The 16,384-nt window shown below is 74.3% G+C and carries 20 protein-coding genes and 1 pseudogene; 6 read left to right on the top strand and 15 right to left on the bottom strand.

The annotated features are described in order from the left end of the window. The 3 genes from ACSNOC_RS05105 to sigE all read right to left on the bottom strand — a co-directional run. Positions 1-183: hypothetical protein (locus tag ACSNOC_RS05105; RefSeq protein ID WP_436746015.1), on the bottom strand; the 183-nt coding region annotated here is incomplete at its 3' end. Between the two features lie 70 nt (positions 184-253). Next, positions 254-1,084, bottom strand: coding sequence for an anti-sigma factor family protein (locus ACSNOC_RS05100; protein ID WP_436746014.1), 831 nt, complete (start codon positions 1,082-1,084; stop codon positions 254-256). Beyond that, positions 1,081-1,881: an RNA polymerase sigma factor SigE gene (gene sigE, locus ACSNOC_RS05095; RefSeq protein ID WP_436746013.1), complete on the bottom strand. Its 801-nt coding sequence runs from the start codon at positions 1,879-1,881 to the stop codon at positions 1,081-1,083. The genes ACSNOC_RS05100 and sigE overlap by 4 nt, the downstream gene beginning before the upstream one ends. Positions 1,882-2,044: 163 nt before the next feature. On the opposite strand from sigE, the gene ACSNOC_RS05090 reads away from it, so the two are divergent. After that, the gene (locus ACSNOC_RS05090; RefSeq protein WP_436746020.1) at positions 2,045-2,695 is read left to right on the top strand and encodes an O-methyltransferase; all 651 of its coding nucleotides are present in this window, start codon (positions 2,045-2,047) and stop codon (positions 2,693-2,695) included. Between the two features lie 129 nt (positions 2,696-2,824). Here the strand turns inward: ACSNOC_RS05090 and ACSNOC_RS05085 are convergent, their stop codons facing one another. Then, positions 2,825-2,992, bottom strand: coding sequence for a DUF3117 domain-containing protein (locus tag ACSNOC_RS05085; protein ID WP_019434894.1), 168 nt, complete (start codon positions 2,990-2,992; stop codon positions 2,825-2,827). Positions 2,993-3,188: 196 nt separating this feature from the next. On the opposite strand from ACSNOC_RS05085, the pseudogene ACSNOC_RS05080 reads away from it, so the two are divergent. After that, positions 3,189-3,445, top strand: a pseudogene (locus tag ACSNOC_RS05080) (enoyl-CoA hydratase); the annotation flags it as partial. Positions 3,446-3,638: 193 nt separating this feature from the next. Here ACSNOC_RS05080 and ACSNOC_RS05075 read toward each other — a convergent pair. After that, a complete protein-coding gene (locus tag ACSNOC_RS05075) occupies positions 3,639-4,001 on the bottom strand; it encodes a DivIVA domain-containing protein (RefSeq protein WP_436746012.1) in 363 nt (120 codons plus the stop codon). Between the two features lie 133 nt (positions 4,002-4,134). Between ACSNOC_RS05075 and folP the strand changes: the two genes are divergently transcribed. Further along, positions 4,135-4,995, top strand: a complete 861-nt coding sequence (gene folP / locus ACSNOC_RS05070) for a dihydropteroate synthase (protein WP_436746011.1) — start codon at positions 4,135-4,137, stop codon at positions 4,993-4,995. 40 nt (positions 4,996-5,035) lie between these two features. On the opposite strand, the gene ACSNOC_RS05065 is transcribed toward folP, so the two are convergent. Both ACSNOC_RS05065 and dapE read right to left on the bottom strand, forming a co-directional pair. Further along, positions 5,036-5,779: a TIGR00730 family Rossman fold protein gene (locus ACSNOC_RS05065; RefSeq protein ID WP_436746010.1), complete on the bottom strand. Its 744-nt coding sequence runs from the start codon at positions 5,777-5,779 to the stop codon at positions 5,036-5,038. A gap of 64 nt (positions 5,780-5,843) precedes the next feature. Next, positions 5,844-6,950: a succinyl-diaminopimelate desuccinylase gene (gene dapE / locus ACSNOC_RS05060; protein ID WP_436746009.1), complete on the bottom strand. Its 1,107-nt coding sequence runs from the start codon at positions 6,948-6,950 to the stop codon at positions 5,844-5,846. Positions 6,951-7,007: 57 nt separating this feature from the next. Here dapE and ACSNOC_RS05055 point away from each other — a divergent pair, with 57 nt between their 5' ends. Both ACSNOC_RS05055 and ACSNOC_RS05050 read left to right on the top strand, forming a co-directional pair. Next, positions 7,008-7,955, top strand: coding sequence for a hypothetical protein (locus ACSNOC_RS05055; protein WP_436746008.1), 948 nt, complete (start codon positions 7,008-7,010; stop codon positions 7,953-7,955). Between the two features lie 272 nt (positions 7,956-8,227). Next, positions 8,228-8,635 carry an ATP-binding protein gene (locus tag ACSNOC_RS05050; protein ID WP_436746007.1) on the top strand — a complete coding sequence of 136 codons (408 nt, stop codon included), beginning with the start codon at positions 8,228-8,230 and terminating at the stop codon, positions 8,633-8,635. Positions 8,636-8,701: 66 nt separating this feature from the next. Here ACSNOC_RS05050 and dapC read toward each other — a convergent pair whose 3' ends face one another. Together dapC and fdxA are read right to left on the bottom strand one after the other, a co-directional pair. Next, complete coding sequence (gene dapC, locus ACSNOC_RS05045; protein ID WP_436746006.1) at positions 8,702-9,799, bottom strand: succinyldiaminopimelate transaminase; 1,098 nt, start codon at positions 9,797-9,799, stop codon at positions 8,702-8,704. A gap of 88 nt (positions 9,800-9,887) precedes the next feature. Next, complete coding sequence (fdxA, locus tag ACSNOC_RS05040; RefSeq protein WP_327359142.1) at positions 9,888-10,214, bottom strand: ferredoxin; 327 nt, start codon at positions 10,212-10,214, stop codon at positions 9,888-9,890. A 127-nt stretch (positions 10,215-10,341) separates the two neighbouring features. On the opposite strand from fdxA, the gene ACSNOC_RS05035 reads away from it, so the two are divergent. Then, a complete protein-coding gene (locus ACSNOC_RS05035) occupies positions 10,342-11,343 on the top strand; it encodes a GNAT family N-acetyltransferase (protein ID WP_436746005.1) in 1,002 nt (333 codons plus the stop codon). On the opposite strand, the gene ACSNOC_RS05030 is transcribed toward ACSNOC_RS05035, so the two are convergent. The 6 genes from ACSNOC_RS05030 to ACSNOC_RS05005 all read right to left on the bottom strand — a co-directional run bounded on the left by ACSNOC_RS05030 (position 11,322) and on the right by ACSNOC_RS05005 (position 16,378). Beyond that, positions 11,322-11,651, bottom strand: a complete 330-nt coding sequence (locus ACSNOC_RS05030) for a hypothetical protein (RefSeq protein WP_436746004.1) — start codon at positions 11,649-11,651, stop codon at positions 11,322-11,324. The genes ACSNOC_RS05035 and ACSNOC_RS05030 overlap by 22 nt on opposite strands. A 154-nt stretch (positions 11,652-11,805) precedes the next feature. Then, entirely contained in the window at positions 11,806-13,551 is a 1,746-nt protein-coding gene (locus ACSNOC_RS05025) for a hypothetical protein (protein WP_436746003.1), read from the bottom strand. A gap of 166 nt (positions 13,552-13,717) precedes the next feature. Continuing rightward, positions 13,718-14,095, bottom strand: a complete 378-nt coding sequence (locus ACSNOC_RS05020) for a DUF6113 family protein (protein WP_436746002.1) — start codon at positions 14,093-14,095, stop codon at positions 13,718-13,720. Continuing rightward, positions 14,092-14,967 carry an N-acetyl-1-D-myo-inositol-2-amino-2-deoxy-alpha-D-glucopyranoside deacetylase gene (gene mshB, locus ACSNOC_RS05015; protein WP_436746001.1) on the bottom strand — a complete coding sequence of 292 codons (876 nt, stop codon included), beginning with the start codon at positions 14,965-14,967 and terminating at the stop codon, positions 14,092-14,094. The genes ACSNOC_RS05020 and mshB overlap by 4 nt, the downstream gene beginning before the upstream one ends. A gap of 38 nt (positions 14,968-15,005) precedes the next feature. Then, on the bottom strand, positions 15,006-15,200 hold the full coding sequence (locus tag ACSNOC_RS05010) for a hypothetical protein (RefSeq protein WP_436746019.1): 195 nt from the start codon (positions 15,198-15,200) through the stop codon (positions 15,006-15,008). A 164-nt stretch (positions 15,201-15,364) separates the two neighbouring features. After that, on the bottom strand, positions 15,365-16,378 hold the full coding sequence (locus ACSNOC_RS05005; protein ID WP_436746018.1) for an ABC transporter ATP-binding protein: 1,014 nt from the start codon (positions 16,376-16,378) through the stop codon (positions 15,365-15,367). Between the last annotated feature and the right edge of the window lie 6 nt (positions 16,379-16,384).

The raw sequence follows: 16,384 nt of genomic DNA, 5'->3' as shown, positions 1-16,384 counted from the left end.
GGGCGGCACGTGGGTGCCGGTGGGCGGCGTCGGGGCGGGACGCTGGACGGGCGGCGCGGGTGCCCAGGGACCCGGCTGCCCGTAGGGCGGCGTGCCGTACGGATCGTGCCCTGGCCGGGCCTCGGGGTCCTCTCCCTGACTCCGGCCGGAGGATCCCCAGGAGGCGCCGTTCCCCTTGTCCATAGCCGCTGTCCCCATCGTGTCCGCGTCGTCCTGTCCCGGTATGGCATTCAACCAGGTCAGTCGGCCGAAATCAGCGGGGGCTCACGGCTCCGAACAGGCCCGGTGCCGACGTGGCGGCCACTGCCGGCGGGACCTCGGGGCCCAGGGCCGGGGCCGTCCTGAAGAGCGGGTAGAGCTGACCGCTGGGCACGACCGGCCCGGCGGGCGCGCTCAGCACGGCGAGCCCGGCCGCCTGCGCCGCCGTCACAACCGCGGGCAGCCGCGACTCCTCGTCGGAGCGCCCGCTCAGCGTGCGGGACCCGCTCACCGGCGTCGCCCCGCTGCCCACCGCCACGGTGGCGCTGGCGGAGCCGGCCGTGGCCGTGCCGCCGCCCGAGCCGGCGGTGGTCATGGCGCCGCCGATGGCGAACGCGGCCAGCGAGACCGCGCCCGCCGCCGCGAAGGCGAGCCGGTGGCCCCGGTGCGCCCGGAGGGCCCCCGGCTCATGTATGCGGAAGCCGCGCGCGGATCCGAGGGAGGGCGGGGCGAGCAGCGACTCGCGCTGGCGTCCGCCCGGGAGCAGCCCGAGGCTGAACGCCGGGGAACGGCCGCCCGGTGGGGCGGCCGACGGCCCGGCGGGGCCGGAGTCCTCGCCCGGGTCGCCGGAGGGTCGGGCGTCGGCGGTGGACGGCAGGCCCTGGAGCCTGGCGAGCAGCCCGTCGGAGGGGGCGGGCAGCGGGCTGGCCGCGAAGACGCTCTTCAGCTCGCGCTGGGCGTCCACCTCCGCCTTGCAGCTCGGACAGGTCGCGAGATGGGCCAGGACCCGGTCGCGGCTGTCGTGGGACAGCTCGCCGTCGACCAGCGCGGCCAGACTCTCCCCGAGGTGGTGGTCGGCCGGGCCGGGCTCAGCGGCACTGGTCACGCCACCCCGCCTTCCCCGGCGAACGGCGCGGCGGGCACCGCGGCGAGAACCGCCTCGGCCTGCTCGCCGCGCCCGCGCGGCGACCGGTGGCGCAGGGCCTTGCGCAGGTGCGAGCGCCCGCGGTGGATCCGGCTGCGGACCGTGCCGAGCTTCACGCCGAGCGTGGTGGCGATCTCCTCGTAGCTCAGGCCCTCGATGTCGCAGAGGACCACGGCGGCCCGGAAGTCCGGGGCGAGGGTGTCCAGCGCCTGCTGCACGTCGGCGTCGAAGTGCGTGTCGTTGAAGTGCTGCTGCGGGGTGGGCTCGCGGCTCGGCAGCCGGTCGGCCGCGTCCTCGCCGAGCGCGTCGAAGCGGATGCGCTGCTTGCGCCGCACCGAGTCGAGGAACAGGTTCGTCGTGATGCGGTGGAGCCAGCCCTCGAACGTGCCGGGCGTGTAGGTGGACAGCGATCGGAAGACCCGGACGAAGACTTCCTGCGTCAGGTCCTCGGCATCGTGCTGGTTTCCCGTGAGCCGGTAGGCCAGCCGGTAGACGCGCGCGCTGTGCGTGCTGACGATGTCCTCCCAGGACGGCGGGGCCCATGGGGTGCCCTCGGTGCCGCTGCTGAAGGTGGCGACGGCGGTGGTGGTGCCGTCGGCCGCATCGGTGGTGGCCTGCGCGCGGTCGGCGTCAGCGATCTCGGTCACGGAATTCGGCCCGCCGGAAGACCTCAGGAAGCGTTTCAGCACCCCCCGGCCAGTGGACGTGGCCGCACCTCCCCTGTCGGCTCTGGTGGTGTCCAGTGGAGTCCCTACCATAGCCACCTGCCCCGTCAGTTCCGGATAAGCATTTCTGTCGGTCCGCGCGGGTCCCGCGCGCCTCGCGCCGGTCCCGTAGCATCCAACGTCCGGTCCGGGCCCCCTGTTCCCCACGGGAGTCGATACAGTCAAAGCGCGTGCATGACGGGGACAGGAGAAGGCCATTACCGGCAACCGGCTGACGAGCTGGGCGTTCGCCGAGGCGTACGGCGCGCCGGACGCCGAGACGCCGGTGGGTGCGGCGCTGGGCTGGGCCCGGGAGCGGGCGCGGGAGGCCGGTGTCCGCCCCGTGTCGCCGGGCACCGGGGACGCGCTCCGGCTGCTGGCCACCGCGTCGGGCGCCAGGGCGGTGGTGGAGATCGGCACCGGCACCGGCGTGTCGGGGCTCTACCTCCAGGCGGGCATGCGGCCGGACTCCGTCCTCACCACGGTGGACATCGAGCCGGAGCGGCAGCAGTTCGCCCGGCAGGCGTTCCGCATGGGGGGCTTCGCCGCCAACCGGGCCCGCTTCATCCCGGGCCACGCCCTGGACGTGCTGCCCCGGCTCGCGGACGGCGGCTACGACCTGGTGTTCTGCGACGGCGACCGGCTGGAGTACCTGGAGTACCTCGCAGAATCGTTGCGGCTTCTGCGTCCCGGCGGGCTGCTGTGCTTCGCGGGCGTCTTCGCCAACGGGCGGACCGTCGACTCGGCGGCCCAGCCCACCGAGGTGCGCCGGCTGCGCGAGCTGCTGCGCACGGTCCGGGAGAGCAAGGACCTCATGCCGGCGCTGCTGCCGGTCGGCGACGGCCTGCTGTGCGCGGCCCGCGTCTGAGGGTTCCCGGGGCGGAGGATCGACCGGCGAGACGGCGACGGCGAGACGGCCGACAAGACGGCGCCGCCCCGGAACACGATCCGGGGCAGCGCCGAAAAGGCCGAGGGAATCAGCCCGGGGTGCGGCGGCTCAGCCGGTCACCTTCTTGAGTTCCTCATCGAGCGCGACCGCCTCGTCCGGGGTCAGCTCGACGACGAGTCGGCCACCGCCCTCAAGCGGAACGCGCATGATGATGCCCCGCCCCTCCTTGGTCACCTCAAGCGGACCATCGCCCGTCCGCGGCTTCATGGCCGCCATGCTCGTTCCCCTTCCTGGACCAGCTCGTCGCAGCCGACGACGCGAGGGTCACCGGCGTCGAACACATTGCTTCAGGTCATTATCCCGCATGGAACGTCCCGATGACCAACATTGGGCGGTATCCCTTCGGCAACGCGCACGCGCAAAACCACTCAATTCACCGATTGTCTCGCCATACCACGGGCCCCCGGTCACGCTGTCCGCCAAGACCGGGACCGTGCTCCGCGAAGTGACCGACAGTCTCGCCACTGTCACGCTGAATCGCCCCGGGGCGGTGAATGCCCCGAATGTCACGGCGAAGGAAGCGCCGCGGGACTCCCCGCGGCGGGCCGCGCCGGATTCCCGGGTGCGGGCCGTTCCGCCGATGACGGGAACGGCCGCACGAGCGCGCCCGCCGGAATGCGGAAACCCGTCGTGGCGACGGTGAGCGGAGTGGCCGCGGGCGCCGGATTCCGCTTCCGCGGCCGGATCGACGCGGCGGAGGCCGGGGGCTGGGCGTCGCGCGGCGCGTGGCGCCCGACGAGGAACGGCCGGAGGCGGCCCGTGAAGTGGCGGCCCGGCCGCAGGACGCGGTCGGCTCCCCGGCCGGCCACCGGGCCGCCGGGGCCGCGTTCGCGCGCGAGAGCCGCGGGCGGCGGCGCGCCGGTCAGTCCTGCTCGGCCGGCGGGGCGTCCTTCTGGGCCGGCGTCACCGCCTGGGCGCCCGCCAGCGCCGTCTCCAGCTCGGTGATCCGCGCGTCCCGCTCGGCCAGTTCGGCGGCGAGCCGGTCCAGCACGTCGTCCACCTCGGCCATCCGGTACCCGCGCGGCGCCACCGGCAGCCGCACCTTCACCACGTCCGCCGGGCCGACCGGCCGGTCCATGGGCAGCGGATCGGACAGCCGGTCCGGCTCGGCGTCCGCGAGCCCGCCGGTGGCCTGCCCGCCCGAGCCGTCCCCGCTGCCCAGCACCGCCAGCGTGACGGCGGCGATCACGATGACCATCGCCGCCATCAGGAACCAGAACAACACCCGTGCCTCCCCTGGGCTTCGAACCTCCTGCTGTGCCGATCGTCGCATGCCGCGGTGACAGCGGCGCGGGGACCGGCCGGGTAGGTTCGGTGGGAAAACGCCGACGCCACGCGGGAACGGAGAGCTGAGCGGGATGCTGCGCCTTGGCACACGAGAGTTCGCGGCGGACGAGCCGGTGATCATGGCCATCGTCAACCGCACCCCTGACTCCTTCTACGACCAGGGCGCCACGTTCCAGGACGGCGCGGCCCTGGCGCGGGTGGAGCGGGCCGTGGCCGAGGGCGCCGCGATCATCGACATCGGCGGCGTCAAGGCGGGCCCCGGCGCGGAGGTGGACGCGGCGGAGGAGATCCGGCGCACGGCCGGGTTCGTCGCCGAGGTGCGCCGCCGCCACCCGTCGGTGGTGATCAGCGTGGACACCTGGCGGCACCAAGTGGCCGAGGCCGTCTGCGCCGAGGGCGCGGATCTGCTCAACGACGCCTGGGGCGGGGTCGATCCGAAGCTGGCCGAGGTGGCGGCCCGGCACGGCGTCGGCCTGGTCTGCACGCACGCGGGCGGGGCCCGGCCGCGCACCAGGCCGCACCGGGTGGCGTACGAGGACGTGATGGCGGACATCCTGCGGGTCACCGTCGGTCTGGCGGAGCGGGCGGTGGCGCTCGGGGTGCGCCGCGATGCGGTGCTGATCGACCCGGGCCACGACTTCGGGAAGAACACCCGGCACTCTCTGGAGGCGACGCGGCGGCTGGGCGAGATGACGGCGACCGGCTGGCCGGTGCTGGTGTCGCTGTCCAACAAGGACTTCGTCGGCGAGACCCTGGACCTGCCGGTCAAGGAGCGCCTGATCGGGACGCTGGCGACCACCGCGGTCTCCGCCTGGCTCGGCGCCCGGGTCTACCGGGTGCACGAGGTGGCGGAGACCCGGCAGGTGCTCCGGATGGTCGCCTCGATCGCGGGCCACCGCCCTCCGGCCGCGACCCGCCGCGGCCTGGCCTGACCCCGCCGCGCCGGGGCCGTCCGGGCCGCTCCGGGGCCCGCTACGGCTTGGTGACCAGCCGGATCGCCTCGTCCACGTCGTCGGTGATGCTGAACAGGCCGTCGTCGACCGGCGATGCCTTGCCCTGGGCGATCACCGTCCCGCGCAGCCAGGCCGCCAGCCCGCTCCAGTACTCCGTGCCGACCAGCACGATCGGGAACCGGGTGACCTTGCGCGTCTGCACCAGCGTCAGCGCCTCGAACAGCTCGTCCAGCGTGCCGAGGCCGCCGGGCAGCACCAGGAAGCCCTGCGCGTACTTCACGAACATCGTCTTGCGGACGAAGAAGTACCGGAAGTTGACGCCGATGTCGACGTACTCGTTCAGGCCCTGCTCGAAGGGCAGCTCGATGCCCAGGCCGACCGAGACGCCGCCCGACTCGCTCGCGCCCCGGTTGGCCGCCTCCATCGCGCCCGGGCCGCCGCCCGTGATCACCGCGAAGCCCGCCCGGGCCAGGCCGCGCCCGATGCGGACGCCCAGGTCGTACTCGGGCGAGCCGGGCGCCGTGCGGGCCGAGCCGAAGACGCTGACCGCCGGGCCGAGTTCGGCCAGGGCGCCGAAGCCCTCGACGAACTCCGACTGGATGCGCAGCACCCGCCACGGGTCCCCGTGCACCCAGTCCGACGGCCCCCGGGTGTCGAGCAGCCGCTGGTCGGCCTGGCCCGGGGTCATCTGGCCACGCCGGCGCAGCACCGGGCCGAGGCGTTGTTCACGCCGCTCGTCGGGTTCCGGGGTGCCGTCGCTCATGCCGTGCTCCTCGTCTCGTGCGTCTCCTGGGGCCCGGCGACCGGGCCTGTCAAGCAGCGTACGGTCACGCGTCCGGGGGACCCGCGAGCCAGGCGCGCAGCCGCTCCTCGCAGTGCAGGATCGTCTCCGTCGCCACCCGCTCGTCCCGCTTGTGCGCGAGATTCGGGTCGCCCGGCCCGTAGTTGACGGCCGGGACGCCGAGGGCGCTGAAGCGGGAGACGTCCGTCCAGCCGTACTTGGGGCGCGGCTCGCCGCCGACCGCCTCGATGAACGCGCGGGCGGCGGGGTGCGACAGCCCCGGCAGGGCACCCGGCGAGTGGTCGTCCACCGTGAACCCGGCGACGCCGCAGTCCGCGAACACCTCCCGGACGTGGGCCACGGCCTCTTCCTCGCCGCGGTCGGGCGCGTAGCGGTAGTTGACGGTGACGACGCACTCGTCGGGGATGACGTTCCCCGCCACCCCGGCCTCGATGCGCACCGCGTTGAGCCCCTCCCGGTACTCCAGGCCGTCGATGACCGGGCGGCGCGCCTCGTAGGCGGCCAGCCTCGCGAGCACCGGGGCGGCGGCGTGGATGGCGTTGGACCCGGTCCAGCCGCGCGCGGAGTGGGCCCGCTGGCCGGACATGCGCAGCAGCACGCGCAGCGTGCCCTGGCAGCCGCCCTCGACCTGGCCGCCCGAGGGTTCGAGGAGGACGGCGAAGTCCCCGGCCAGCCAGTCGGGATGGGCGGCGGCGAGGCGGCCGAGCCCGTTGCGCGCGGCCTCGACCTCCTCGTTGTCGTAGAAGACGAAGGTCAGATCGCGGTTGGGCCGGGGCACCGTGGCGGCGATCCGGAGCTGGACGGCCACGCCGGACTTCATGTCGCTGGTGCCGCAGCCCCACAGCACGCCGTCCGCGTCGAGGCGGGAGGGCACGTTGTCCGCGATCGGCACGGTGTCGATGTGTCCGGCGAGGACCACGCGCTGGTCGAGGCCGAACTCGGTACGCGCCACCACGTTGTTGCCGTGGCGGTCGACGCGCAGCCACGGGAGGGTGCGCAGCGCCTCCTCGACGGCGTCGGCCAGCGGCTTCTCCGAGCCGCTGACGGAGGGGATGTCGACGAGCCGCGCGGTCAGCGCTGCGGCGTCGAGGCCGAGGTCGAGCACACCGGTTCCGGTCGCGGGGGTTCGCATGGCCTCACCGTACCCGGGCGGGGTAGGGGCTCCGGGGGGACCCGATACGCTCGTCGCGTGCCCGAACGGACGTCCGCCAACCGAAGTCACCGCGTGGTCCGCGGCGCTGTCGCCGCGCTGTTGCTCACCGGCCTCGGCGCGGGCGGCTACGCGGCCGTGCGGTTGTGGCAGGACACACAGGAGCCGCCGCACTGCTGGGTGGCGCGCGAGGACGGGGAGCGGGCCTTCACGCTGGAGCCGCAGCAGGCGGCCAACGCGGCCACCATCGAGGCGGTGGCCTCCTCCCGGGGGCTGCCCGAGCGGGCGGTGACCATCGCCCTCGCCACGGCGATGCAGGAGTCGGCGCTGCGCAACCTGGACTACGGGGACCGGGATTCGCTCGGCCTCTTCCAGCAGCGGCCCTCGATGGGGTGGGGCACCGAGGAGCAGGTCATGGACCCGGTGTACGCGGCCGGGGCGTTCTACGACCGGCTGGTGGAGGTGCCCGACTACATGACGATGCCGCTCACCGAGGCCGCGCAGGAGGTGCAGCGCAGCGCCTATCCGGACGAGTACGCCAAGCACGAGGACGAGGCGGAGTTGCTGTCGGGCGCGCTGACCGGCCGCACGGCCGAGGCGCTGACCTGCGTCTGGGACCCGGAGGACCCCGAGGAGGCGCCCGGGGTGCCGGCCGGTCCGGCCGAGGTGCTGGAGCGGATGGTGCGGGAGTTCGGCGAGGACGTGCGGCCGGTGGGCGACGGGGCCGCGGTGACCGTTCCGGTGGCCGAGGAGGGGGTGCCGGAGCGCGGTTGGGAGCTGGCGCACTGGGCGGTGGCGCACTCGGCCGGTCTGGGCATCGAGCGGATCGTTTACGGGGACCGGATCTGGGAGGCGAGTCGTTCGTCGGACGGCTGGCGGGAGTTTTCCGGGGACGACGGAAACGGGGACGACGGCGAGAACTCGGGCGGGTCCGGGGCGGCTTCCACCACCGAGCTGCGGATGTCGGTCCTCGTCCCCGAGCAGTAATCCGCTCCGCCCGCGAGGCCGACCGCGTTCCCAACTCCGGGAATGTCGCCGGGAATTCCGGTGAACCGGGCGCCGCGCCCGGTGCCATTTCCGGTCCGGGCGCGGATATGACCTACGCCAAACCATTTTTCCATGACGGGTGATGACCCGTTTCCGGCGCCCCAGATAATGCGATGCATTACCAATCCTTTACCGTCTTCGGCCGCAACCTCACCCTGCCCGCGGCCGATAGGCACAGCGTCCGAAACGCACCACTCCGGCAAAGGAGCATCATGTCCAACCCCTTGAAGCGCCATCTGGCCAAGGCCGCACTGCTGCTCGCGGCGGGCGCCGCTCCCGTCGCCGCGGCCGGTCAGGCGGGCGCGGCGGAGCAGCCGCAGTCCCTGGACCTGAGCGGGCTGACCTCGTTGGACAACGGAGAGCTGGAGAAGACGCTGAACAACGCGACGACGACCGCGACCGGCCTGGCCGAGGACATCGGCGGCGGCGCCGTCAAGGCCGCGATGCCCATCGTCGCGCCCCTGGCCCACCACGTCGTCTCGGAGACCGGGCAGACCACCAGCTCCGCGGCCGAGGACCTCACCCGCGTCCTCACCGAGCGGACCGCCGATCCGAAGACCCTCGACACGCTCCTGCCCACCCTCGCGAACCGGCGGATGAACGACCTCAGCCTGCTCTGACGCCCCACCCGACGCCCTGCGCCGCCGCGCGGCCCCGGGAACCGGATCCACCGGCCCGGGGCCGGCTCACGCCAGGCGGCGCACCGCCGCGGCCACCCGCTCGTCGGTCGCGGTGAACGCCACCCGCACGAACCGGTCCCCGACCGGGCCGTAGAAGTCCCCGGGCGCCACCAGGATGCCCAGCTCGCTCAGCGCGGCGACCGTCTCCCAGCAGGGCTCGTCCCGGGTCGCCCACAGGTACAGCGACGCCTCGCTGTGCTCGATCCGGAAGCCCCGCCCCACCAGCGCGTCCCGCAGCGCCCGGCGCCGCGCCGCGTACCGCGCGCGCTGCTCCGCCACGTGCGCGTCGTCGCCGAGCGCCGCGATCATGGCGGCCTGCACCGGCGCCGGCAGCATCATCCCGGCGTGCTTGCGGACGGCCAGCAGCTCGCCCAGGACCGCCGCGTCACCGGCCAGGAACGCGGCCCGGTACCCGGCGAGATTGGACCGCTTGGAGAGCGAGTGCACGGCCACCACGCCCTCCGTGCCGCCGCCGCACACCTCGGGGTGCAGCACCGACACCGGCTCGGCCGTCCAGCCCAGCTCCAGATAGCACTCGTCGCTGACCACCAGCACCCCGTGCTCCCGCGCCCACGCCACGATCGCGCGCAGCTCGGCCGCCGGGAGCACCCGGCCGCTGGGGTTGGCCGGCGAGTTCAGCCACAGCAGGCTCAGCCCGGCCGGGTCCAGTCCGAGCGGCGACCCCCGGTACGGCACCGGCTCGGCGCCCGCGAGCCGCGCGCCCACCTCGTAGGTCGGGTAGGCGGGCTCGGGGAAGGCCACGCGATCCCCCGCGCCCAGGCCGAGCTGCGCGGGCAGCGACGCCACCAGTTCCTTGGAGCCGATCACCGGCAGCACGTCACGGTGGCCGAGGCCGCGCGCGCCCGTGCGGCGCTCGCACCAGCCGACGATCGCGTCCCGCAGCCCGGGCGTGCCCCACACCGTCGGATAGCCGGGGCTGTCGCCCGCGTCGGCCAGGGCCTTCTGGATCAGGTCCGGCACCGGGTCGACCGGGGTGCCGACCGACAGGTCGACGATCCCGTCCGGGTGCGCGGCGGCAGTGGCCTTGAACGGTTCGAGCCGGTCCCACGGGAAGACCGGGAGGCGGGCGGAGACGGACGGCACGCGGGGTCCTTACCTCAACGATGCGGTCCCGTACGGCGGGTGGCCGCACGGGACCGGTGACGGGTGTCCAAGCCGGTGACGCCGAGCGTCACTCGTTGTGCTCCTGCGGCGGCAGTGCCGCGATGAACGGGTGGTCCCGCTCGATCAGGCCGAGCTTGCTCGCACCGCCGGGCGACCCCAGCTCGTCGAAGAACTCGACGTTCGCCTTGTAGTAGTCCTTCCACTCCTCCGGAGTGTCGTCCTCGTAGAAGATGGCCTCGACGGGGCAGACCGGTTCGCACGCGCCGCAGTCCACACACTCGTCGGGGTGGATGTACAAGGAGCGCTGCCCCTCATAGATGCAGTCGACCGGGCACTCCTCGATGCACGCCTTGTCCTTCAGGTCGACACAAGGCTCCGCGATGACGTAGGTCACGCTTCAGTCCTCCTCGTTGGGGGCGGCGGTCCGCCATGATGCGCGCGGGAGCGCGGCGTCGTCGGTGCTCAGCCTTAGTATCGCCGGTTGAGCAGGGTGAACGTACACGGAGGGGGCGGGGAAGTCGGTGGGAATCTCCGGGGGCGCACGCCTTTCCGTCCGTATCACGGCCGCTGACGTGGGCAAACGGGTCTCGGTCCGGACGCTGACGGGCCCGGGGGACCACGGCGCACGTTTTACCGACACCATCGGTGTTCTCACATCCTGGACGGGTGGTGTGGTGAGCGTCACACGCCGCGACGGGCGGGTGGTCCGGCTCGCGGAATCGTCGCTGGTGGCGGGCAAGGTCGTGCCCGCGACCCCGGCCCGTCCGCGCGGCATGCCGGCGGCGGGCGTGGCCGAGCTGACCGCGGTCGCCGCGCGCGCCTGGGCGGCACCCGAGAGCGAGCGGATCGGCGACTGGCTGGCCAGGGCGGGCGGCGGCTGGACCCGGCGGGCCAACGCGGCGGTCCCGCTGGGCGAGGGACCGCCGGACCTCGACCGCGTCACGGCCTGGTACCGGGAGCGCGGCCTGCCCGCCGGGCTCCAGCTCACGACCGGCGCGGAGATGCTCGCCGCCGGGCTGGACCGGCTGGGCTGGGCGGCGTCCGGCCACGCGGTCGTGCTGGTGGCGCCGCTCGCGCCGCTGGCCGACCGGATGCCGGATCAACGGGTGAGCGTCGGCCGGGCGTTGACCCCGGAGTGGCTGGGCGGCTGGCCCCGGGCCGCCGAGTCCCCCGAGGTGGCCCGCCGGATCCTGACCGCCGGGCCCTCGGTGTGGTTCGCCACGGCCACCGGCCCCGACGGCCGCACGGCGGCGGTCGGCCGCTGCGTGGTGGACGGCCGCTGGGCCGGTTACGCGGCGATACGGGTGGCCCCCGACCACCGCCGCACCGGCCTGGCCACGGCGGTGATGGCCGAACTGGCCCGCGCGGCCCTGGCCGACGGCGCGAGCGCGGCCCACCTCCAGGTGGAGGCGGACAACCCGCCCGCCCGCGCCCTGTACACGCGCCTGGGCTTCGCCACCCACCACCACTACCACTACCGGTTCGCGCCGCTTCCCGGCGATCACGGACGCGTGACGCAGTAGAGAGCGACGTACCCCTCGACGCCCCGGTAGTCGATCTCGATCCAGAAGAAGCCGTCGGTGTGGCCGCACGCCGTGTACGTGCCGCCCTCGATGGCTGCGCCGCAGGTGGCCCCGGCTCCCTTCGGGAACAGGCCGAGAGCGGTGGACCGGGTCGTGGCCCGCTCCCGGATCGTCACGCTTTCCAGCGCGACGCAGTTGACCGCCTGGGCCGTGGCCTCCCCCGGCGACGCGGCGCCCGCCGGCGCGGCGAACGTCAGGCTCGCCGCGGTGAGACCGGCCAGCACCACCCCAACCCCCGGTTTGCGCATGGCAACCCCCTGATGCCCAAGGCCGGCCCCCCCCCCGGCCGACTGGCTCCACGCTAGAAAGCCGCGTGGAACCAGCACAAGGCCACCGGGCACTTATGGCGCGATCACACCGCAACGAGGGCCGATCTCGCCTGAATTCGCCTCCGCAACGGATTCAGCCCAGCGTCGCGCCCTCGACCTCCGCGACGCGCCTGCCCTCGCCCTGATCGGTCGTCGCGGTCTCGCGCAGGGCCGGGATCAGGGCGGCGGCGGCGTGCTCCGGGGCCATCGGCACCGGGCCGGCGCCCGCGTCGATCATCACGCCGTCGAAGGTGCTGCCGTACGTCTGGGCGAGCACCTCCATGTCGATGACCGGCTGGAGGGTGCCCGTGTCGCCCGGCCGCATGCTCAGGAAGTCGTCCAGGGTCTCCGGGCTGATCGGCAGCTCGATGCCCGCCGCGACGAGCCAGACCCAGCCGGACATCGCCGGCTCGCCGAACTCCTCCAGCGCCTGCCGCACCTGCGCCTCGCCCACCCGGGGCTCCTGAGCGGTGACCGGCAGTTCGATCGCCGGGTTCCGCCCGGTGGCGGCCCGCTCCCGGAACGCCGCCTCCACGACGTCCGCCGCGGCCTCCACGTCCACGGCGGTGCCCGGCTCGCCCGGCCTGCCGATCGCCTCGCCGTTCTCGAAGACGACCGTGCCCTCGACCGGTCCGCCGGAGCCCGCCTGGGTGGTGATGTCCTCCAGCGCCACGGTCAGCTTCTCCCGGTCCACCGCGAACACCGCTTCCTGCGTGCGTTCCGCGCCGAACAGGGAGCCGATCACGGAGACCGGGCTGTAGTCCTGGCCCGAGGAGGCGCGGACCGTGGCCTCGGTGTCGACCGCGAGACCGGCCACGCTGGGCTTCAGCTCCACCTCCTGGCCGTCGATCAGCAGCGTCAGGGCGGTGTTGTTGGCCCTCTCCAGCTCGGCGTCGAGGCGGTTGAGCGCGTCCTGGGCGTCGAGGCCGCCGATGTCGATGCCGAGGATCGTGGTGCCCTTCGGCACGTCCTCGGGGCTGAGGAACAGCCCCGCGCCGTAGGCAATCACGGAGACGCCGACGACGCCGGTCACCAGCGGGCGCAGCAGCCTGCCGCGGTTCTTGCGCTTGGGCGCCGCGGGCGCGGGCTCCGGCTCGGGGGCCGGTCCGGCCGCGGCCGGGGGGCGCGGGCCCGGGGGCGGGACCGCGACGCGCGGCGTCGCGCCGGAGGCGTGGGGGTCGGTGACCACGGCCGTGGGGCCGGTGGCGGTGACGTCGGCCGGCGGCGCGGGCGGGAAGGGGCCGCCCAGGTCCATGGTGGTGGCGGCCGGGTCCTCGTCGAGCACCGGCCGTACCGGCTGCGCGGGCGGGACCGCGACCGGCATCGCGCCCGTGGCCGGGCCGGTGGTCGGGCCCGCCGGACCGGGCGGCATGCCGCCCGGGTACGGAGTGCCGGCCGCCGGGGTCTCGGGGTGCTGCCGGAACCAGGAGGCGGGGATGCCGTCGGCCGGGGTCTCGGCGACCGCGGGATGACCGCCCGCCGGGGTGTCCGGACCGCCGGGCCTGGGCTCCGGCGGCTTCTTGGGCTCGAACCAGGAGCTGGTCTTCTTGCCCGGCCCCCCCGCCGGGTCCGCGGCCGGCGCCGGGGCGGGCACGGAGGCCGCGGCCGGTACCGGGGCCGCCGGGCGGGCCGGTGGCGGCGAGACGGCGTCGCGCCCGGCCGGGTCCTCGACGGTCTCCCGCACCACGATCGGCGGAATGGGCCGGGACCCGGGGATGTTGATCCGGGCGCGCGTCGTCAGCGTCGTCTCGGTCTTCTTCTCCTCCGGGCGCGGGGCTCCGGTGGCCGCGCCGCGGCCGTCGCCGTCCGCGGCGCCGCGCTGGGGCTCTCCCCACCCCAACGGACCGGGGGGCGGAGTGTCTGTTTCTCGACTCAAGGCAGGGTCTCCCGGTTGGGCTTCACCGGCCGGCCCGGGACTCGTGTCGGAACCGGACGGCTGACCCCACGATATCGGGCACCGTGCAGTCGCACGTCGCCCCCACAGGATTGCCACATCGAAAGACGGGTCAGGAGCGCGCCCCGGGCCGCGGACGCGGCTCGGGAACGGCGAACAGCGGCCGTTCGCTGGGGGCCAGCGTGGCACAGACCACCGCGATCGCCATCCCGCCGAGCAGGAACAGGTAACTCCCCGCGTCCGCCGCGAAGACGAAGTCGCCCTCCGGCCGCGTGATCGTCAGCAGCAGCACCGCCACCGCCCAGCCGCCCGCCGGGATCGCGGCGCCCATGCGCGAGCGCAGGGCCAGCGCGCCGCCCCAGAACAGGCCCCCGGCGCCCGCGAGTCCCAGCACCAGCCCCAGCGGGAACGAGCCGCCCTGCACCAGGGAGCCGGCCACCCCGACCAGCAGCCCCAGCACCCCGAGCCCGCCGTACGCCGCCATCCTCATGCCGCCCCTCCCCGTTCCGCGCCGTCCAGCCCCGCGAAGATATCGCGGGCGCCGGGCGGGAACGGGGTCCCGGCGGCCAGGCGGTACCACTCGGTCTCCCACAGCGGCTGGGCCAGGCCGTTGGAGAGCGCGAACACCGCGCCGTCCACCTCGATCTGGGTGGCGTGCGCCGCCATCGCGGCGGCCTTGGCGGCCACCTGCCCGGAGGTGCCGGTGACCGCGAGGGCGACCTCCTCGTCCGCGACGACGCCCGGCACGTCCGAGGCGTCGGCGACGCCGCGGAACCGGCCGGGACCCGCGGCCCGCAGCTCCGCCAGGCGCGCGTCGACCGCCGAGCGGGGCGCGCAGTTCCACAGGAGCCGGTCGATCCGGTGCCGGGGGGCGGCGAGTTCGGCGCCGCGCAGGGCGACCCGGTGCGCCTGGATGTGGTCGGGGTGACCGTAACCCCCGTGCGGGTCATAGGTGATGAGCACCCGCGGCCGGACCTCGGCGATCACCTCGGCCAGCGCGGCGCCCGCCTCGTCGAGGTCGGCGCGCCAGAAGGCGGTCGGCCGGTCGTTCTGCGGCACGCCCATCATCCCGGAGTCGCGCCAGCGGCCCGCGCCGCCGAGGAACCGGTGGTCGGTGACGCCCAGCGCCCGCATGGCGGCGGCCAGCTCGCCCGCGCGGAACGGGCCGAGCGCGTCGTCCCGGTCGGCGGCCAGGTGCGCCAGGGCGGCCGGGATGACCTCGCCCTCCTCGCCGAGCGTGCAGGTGACCAGCGTGACCCGGGCGCCGGCGGCGACGCAGGCGGCCATGGTCACGCCGTTGGTGATCGACTCGTCGTCGGGATGCGCGTGCACCAGCAGCACACGCGCCTGGCCGGTTGTCATGCGGCGAGCTTACGTGGCCCGCCGCACGCCATCGCCGGTCAGAAGCTCAGCGAGTTGATCATGTCCGCGACGCCGTTGGAGAAGCCGTCGATCGTGGGGGCCATGTTGGAACCCGCCAGGTAGAAGCCCAGCAGCACGCACACGATCGCGTGCATCACCTTCAGCCCGGCCTTCCTGACCAGCAGCACGGTAATGACCAACAGCAGCAGACTCGCGGAAACGGACACCGAGATCACCTCCATGGAGTCGTGCCCGGTTCCGGGCAGGCCGAGGAGACCCTTCCCTTCTCGGGAGAGTCATACCCACGTTGCGTCATGGATCATAACGAGGGGCAGGGTACGCACCGCTCGGTGCACGGGTGCAGAACGGGGGCGCACACGGGGGGAGTTCGGCCGGGTCAGCGGGCAAGTGTGGTCCCTTTCTCGGGGAAATGGCAGGCCGTGAGGTGTCCTTCGGCGTTCCCCGCGACCCGGGCCAGCGGGGGCTCCTGTGTGGCGCATTTCTCTTCCGCCTTCCAGCAGCGGGTGCGGAACCGGCAGCCCGAGGGCGGGTCGGTGGGCGAGGGCACGTCCCCCCGGAGCCTGATCCGTTCCCGCCGCGGCCCGGCCGGCGCCTCCGACGCCCGCACCGCCTCCGTGACCTCGGGGACGGCGGAGAGCAGCGCGTGCGTGTACGGGTGGCGGGGCCGCTCGTAGATCGCGGTCCGGTCGCCCACCTCCACGATCTTGCCCAGGTACATGACGGCGATCCGCTGGGAGAAGTGCCGGACGACGGCCAGGTCGTGGGCGATGAAGAGGAACGCGATGCCCCGCTCCCGCCGCACCCGCTGGAGCAGGTTGACGACCTGGGCCTGGATCGAGACGTCCAGCGCCGACACCGGCTCGTCCGCGATGATCAGCTTCGGCTCCAGGGCCAGCGCCCTGGCCACCCCGATCCGCTGGCGCTGGCCGCCGGAGAACTCGTGCGGGAAGCGGTTGTAGTGCTCGGGGTTGAGGCCGACGGTCTCCAGCAGCTCCCTGACCCGCTTCTCCCGGCCGCCGGGCGGGTCGATGCCGTTGATCTCCAGCGGGCCGCCGATGATCGTGCCCACGGTCTGGCGCGGGTTCAGCGACGAGTAGGGGTCCTGGAAGATCATCTGGATCTCGGGGCGGACGGGCGCCAGCTGGCGCCGCGTCGCGTGGGTGATGTCCCGGCCCCGGTAGGTGATGGTGCCGGCGGTCGGTTCCAGCAGCCGGGCCAGCAGCCGCCCGGTGGTGGACTTCCCGCAGCCCGACTCCCCCACCAGGCCGAAGCTCTCGCCGGCGTGCACCGTGAAGTCGAGCCCGTCCACGGCCTGCACGGCGCCGACGGTCCGTTTGACGGGGAAGCCGCCCCGGACCGGGAAGTGCTTGGTCAGCCCCGCCACGGTCATCAGGGG

Origin of the sequence: Streptomyces sp. URMC 129 (assembly GCF_051386415.1) — a bacterium.
GTDB lineage: Bacteria > Actinomycetota > Actinomycetes > Streptomycetales > Streptomycetaceae > Streptomyces.
This window is presented reverse-complemented; position numbering and strand designations above follow the sequence as displayed.

Excerpts from the sequence above, each read along its gene's own strand:
- mshB (WP_436746001.1), bottom strand. The coding sequence starts at position 14,967 with ATGACAACCGGCCAGGCGCGTGTGCTGCTGGTGCACGCGCATCCCGAC.
- sigE (WP_436746013.1), bottom strand. The coding sequence starts at position 1,881 with ATGGTAGGGACTCCACTGGACACCACCAGAGCCGACAGGGGAGGTGCG.
- ACSNOC_RS05065 (WP_436746010.1), bottom strand. The coding sequence starts at position 5,779 with ATGAGCGACGGCACCCCGGAACCCGACGAGCGGCGTGAACAACGCCTC.
- dapE (WP_436746009.1), bottom strand. The coding sequence starts at position 6,950 with ATGCGAACCCCCGCGACCGGAACCGGTGTGCTCGACCTCGGCCTCGAC.
- ACSNOC_RS05085 (WP_019434894.1), bottom strand. The coding sequence starts at position 2,992 with ATGGCGGCCATGAAGCCGCGGACGGGCGATGGTCCGCTTGAGGTGACC.
- ACSNOC_RS05005 (WP_436746018.1), bottom strand. The coding sequence starts at position 16,378 with ATGACCGTGGCGGGGCTGACCAAGCACTTCCCGGTCCGGGGCGGCTTC.
- ACSNOC_RS05050 (WP_436746007.1), top strand. The coding sequence starts at position 8,228 with ATGTCCAACCCCTTGAAGCGCCATCTGGCCAAGGCCGCACTGCTGCTC.
- ACSNOC_RS05020 (WP_436746002.1), bottom strand. The coding sequence starts at position 14,095 with ATGAGGATGGCGGCGTACGGCGGGCTCGGGGTGCTGGGGCTGCTGGTC.
- ACSNOC_RS05030 (WP_436746004.1), bottom strand. The coding sequence starts at position 11,651 with ATGCGCAAACCGGGGGTTGGGGTGGTGCTGGCCGGTCTCACCGCGGCG.
- folP (WP_436746011.1), top strand. The coding sequence starts at position 4,135 with ATGCTGCGCCTTGGCACACGAGAGTTCGCGGCGGACGAGCCGGTGATC.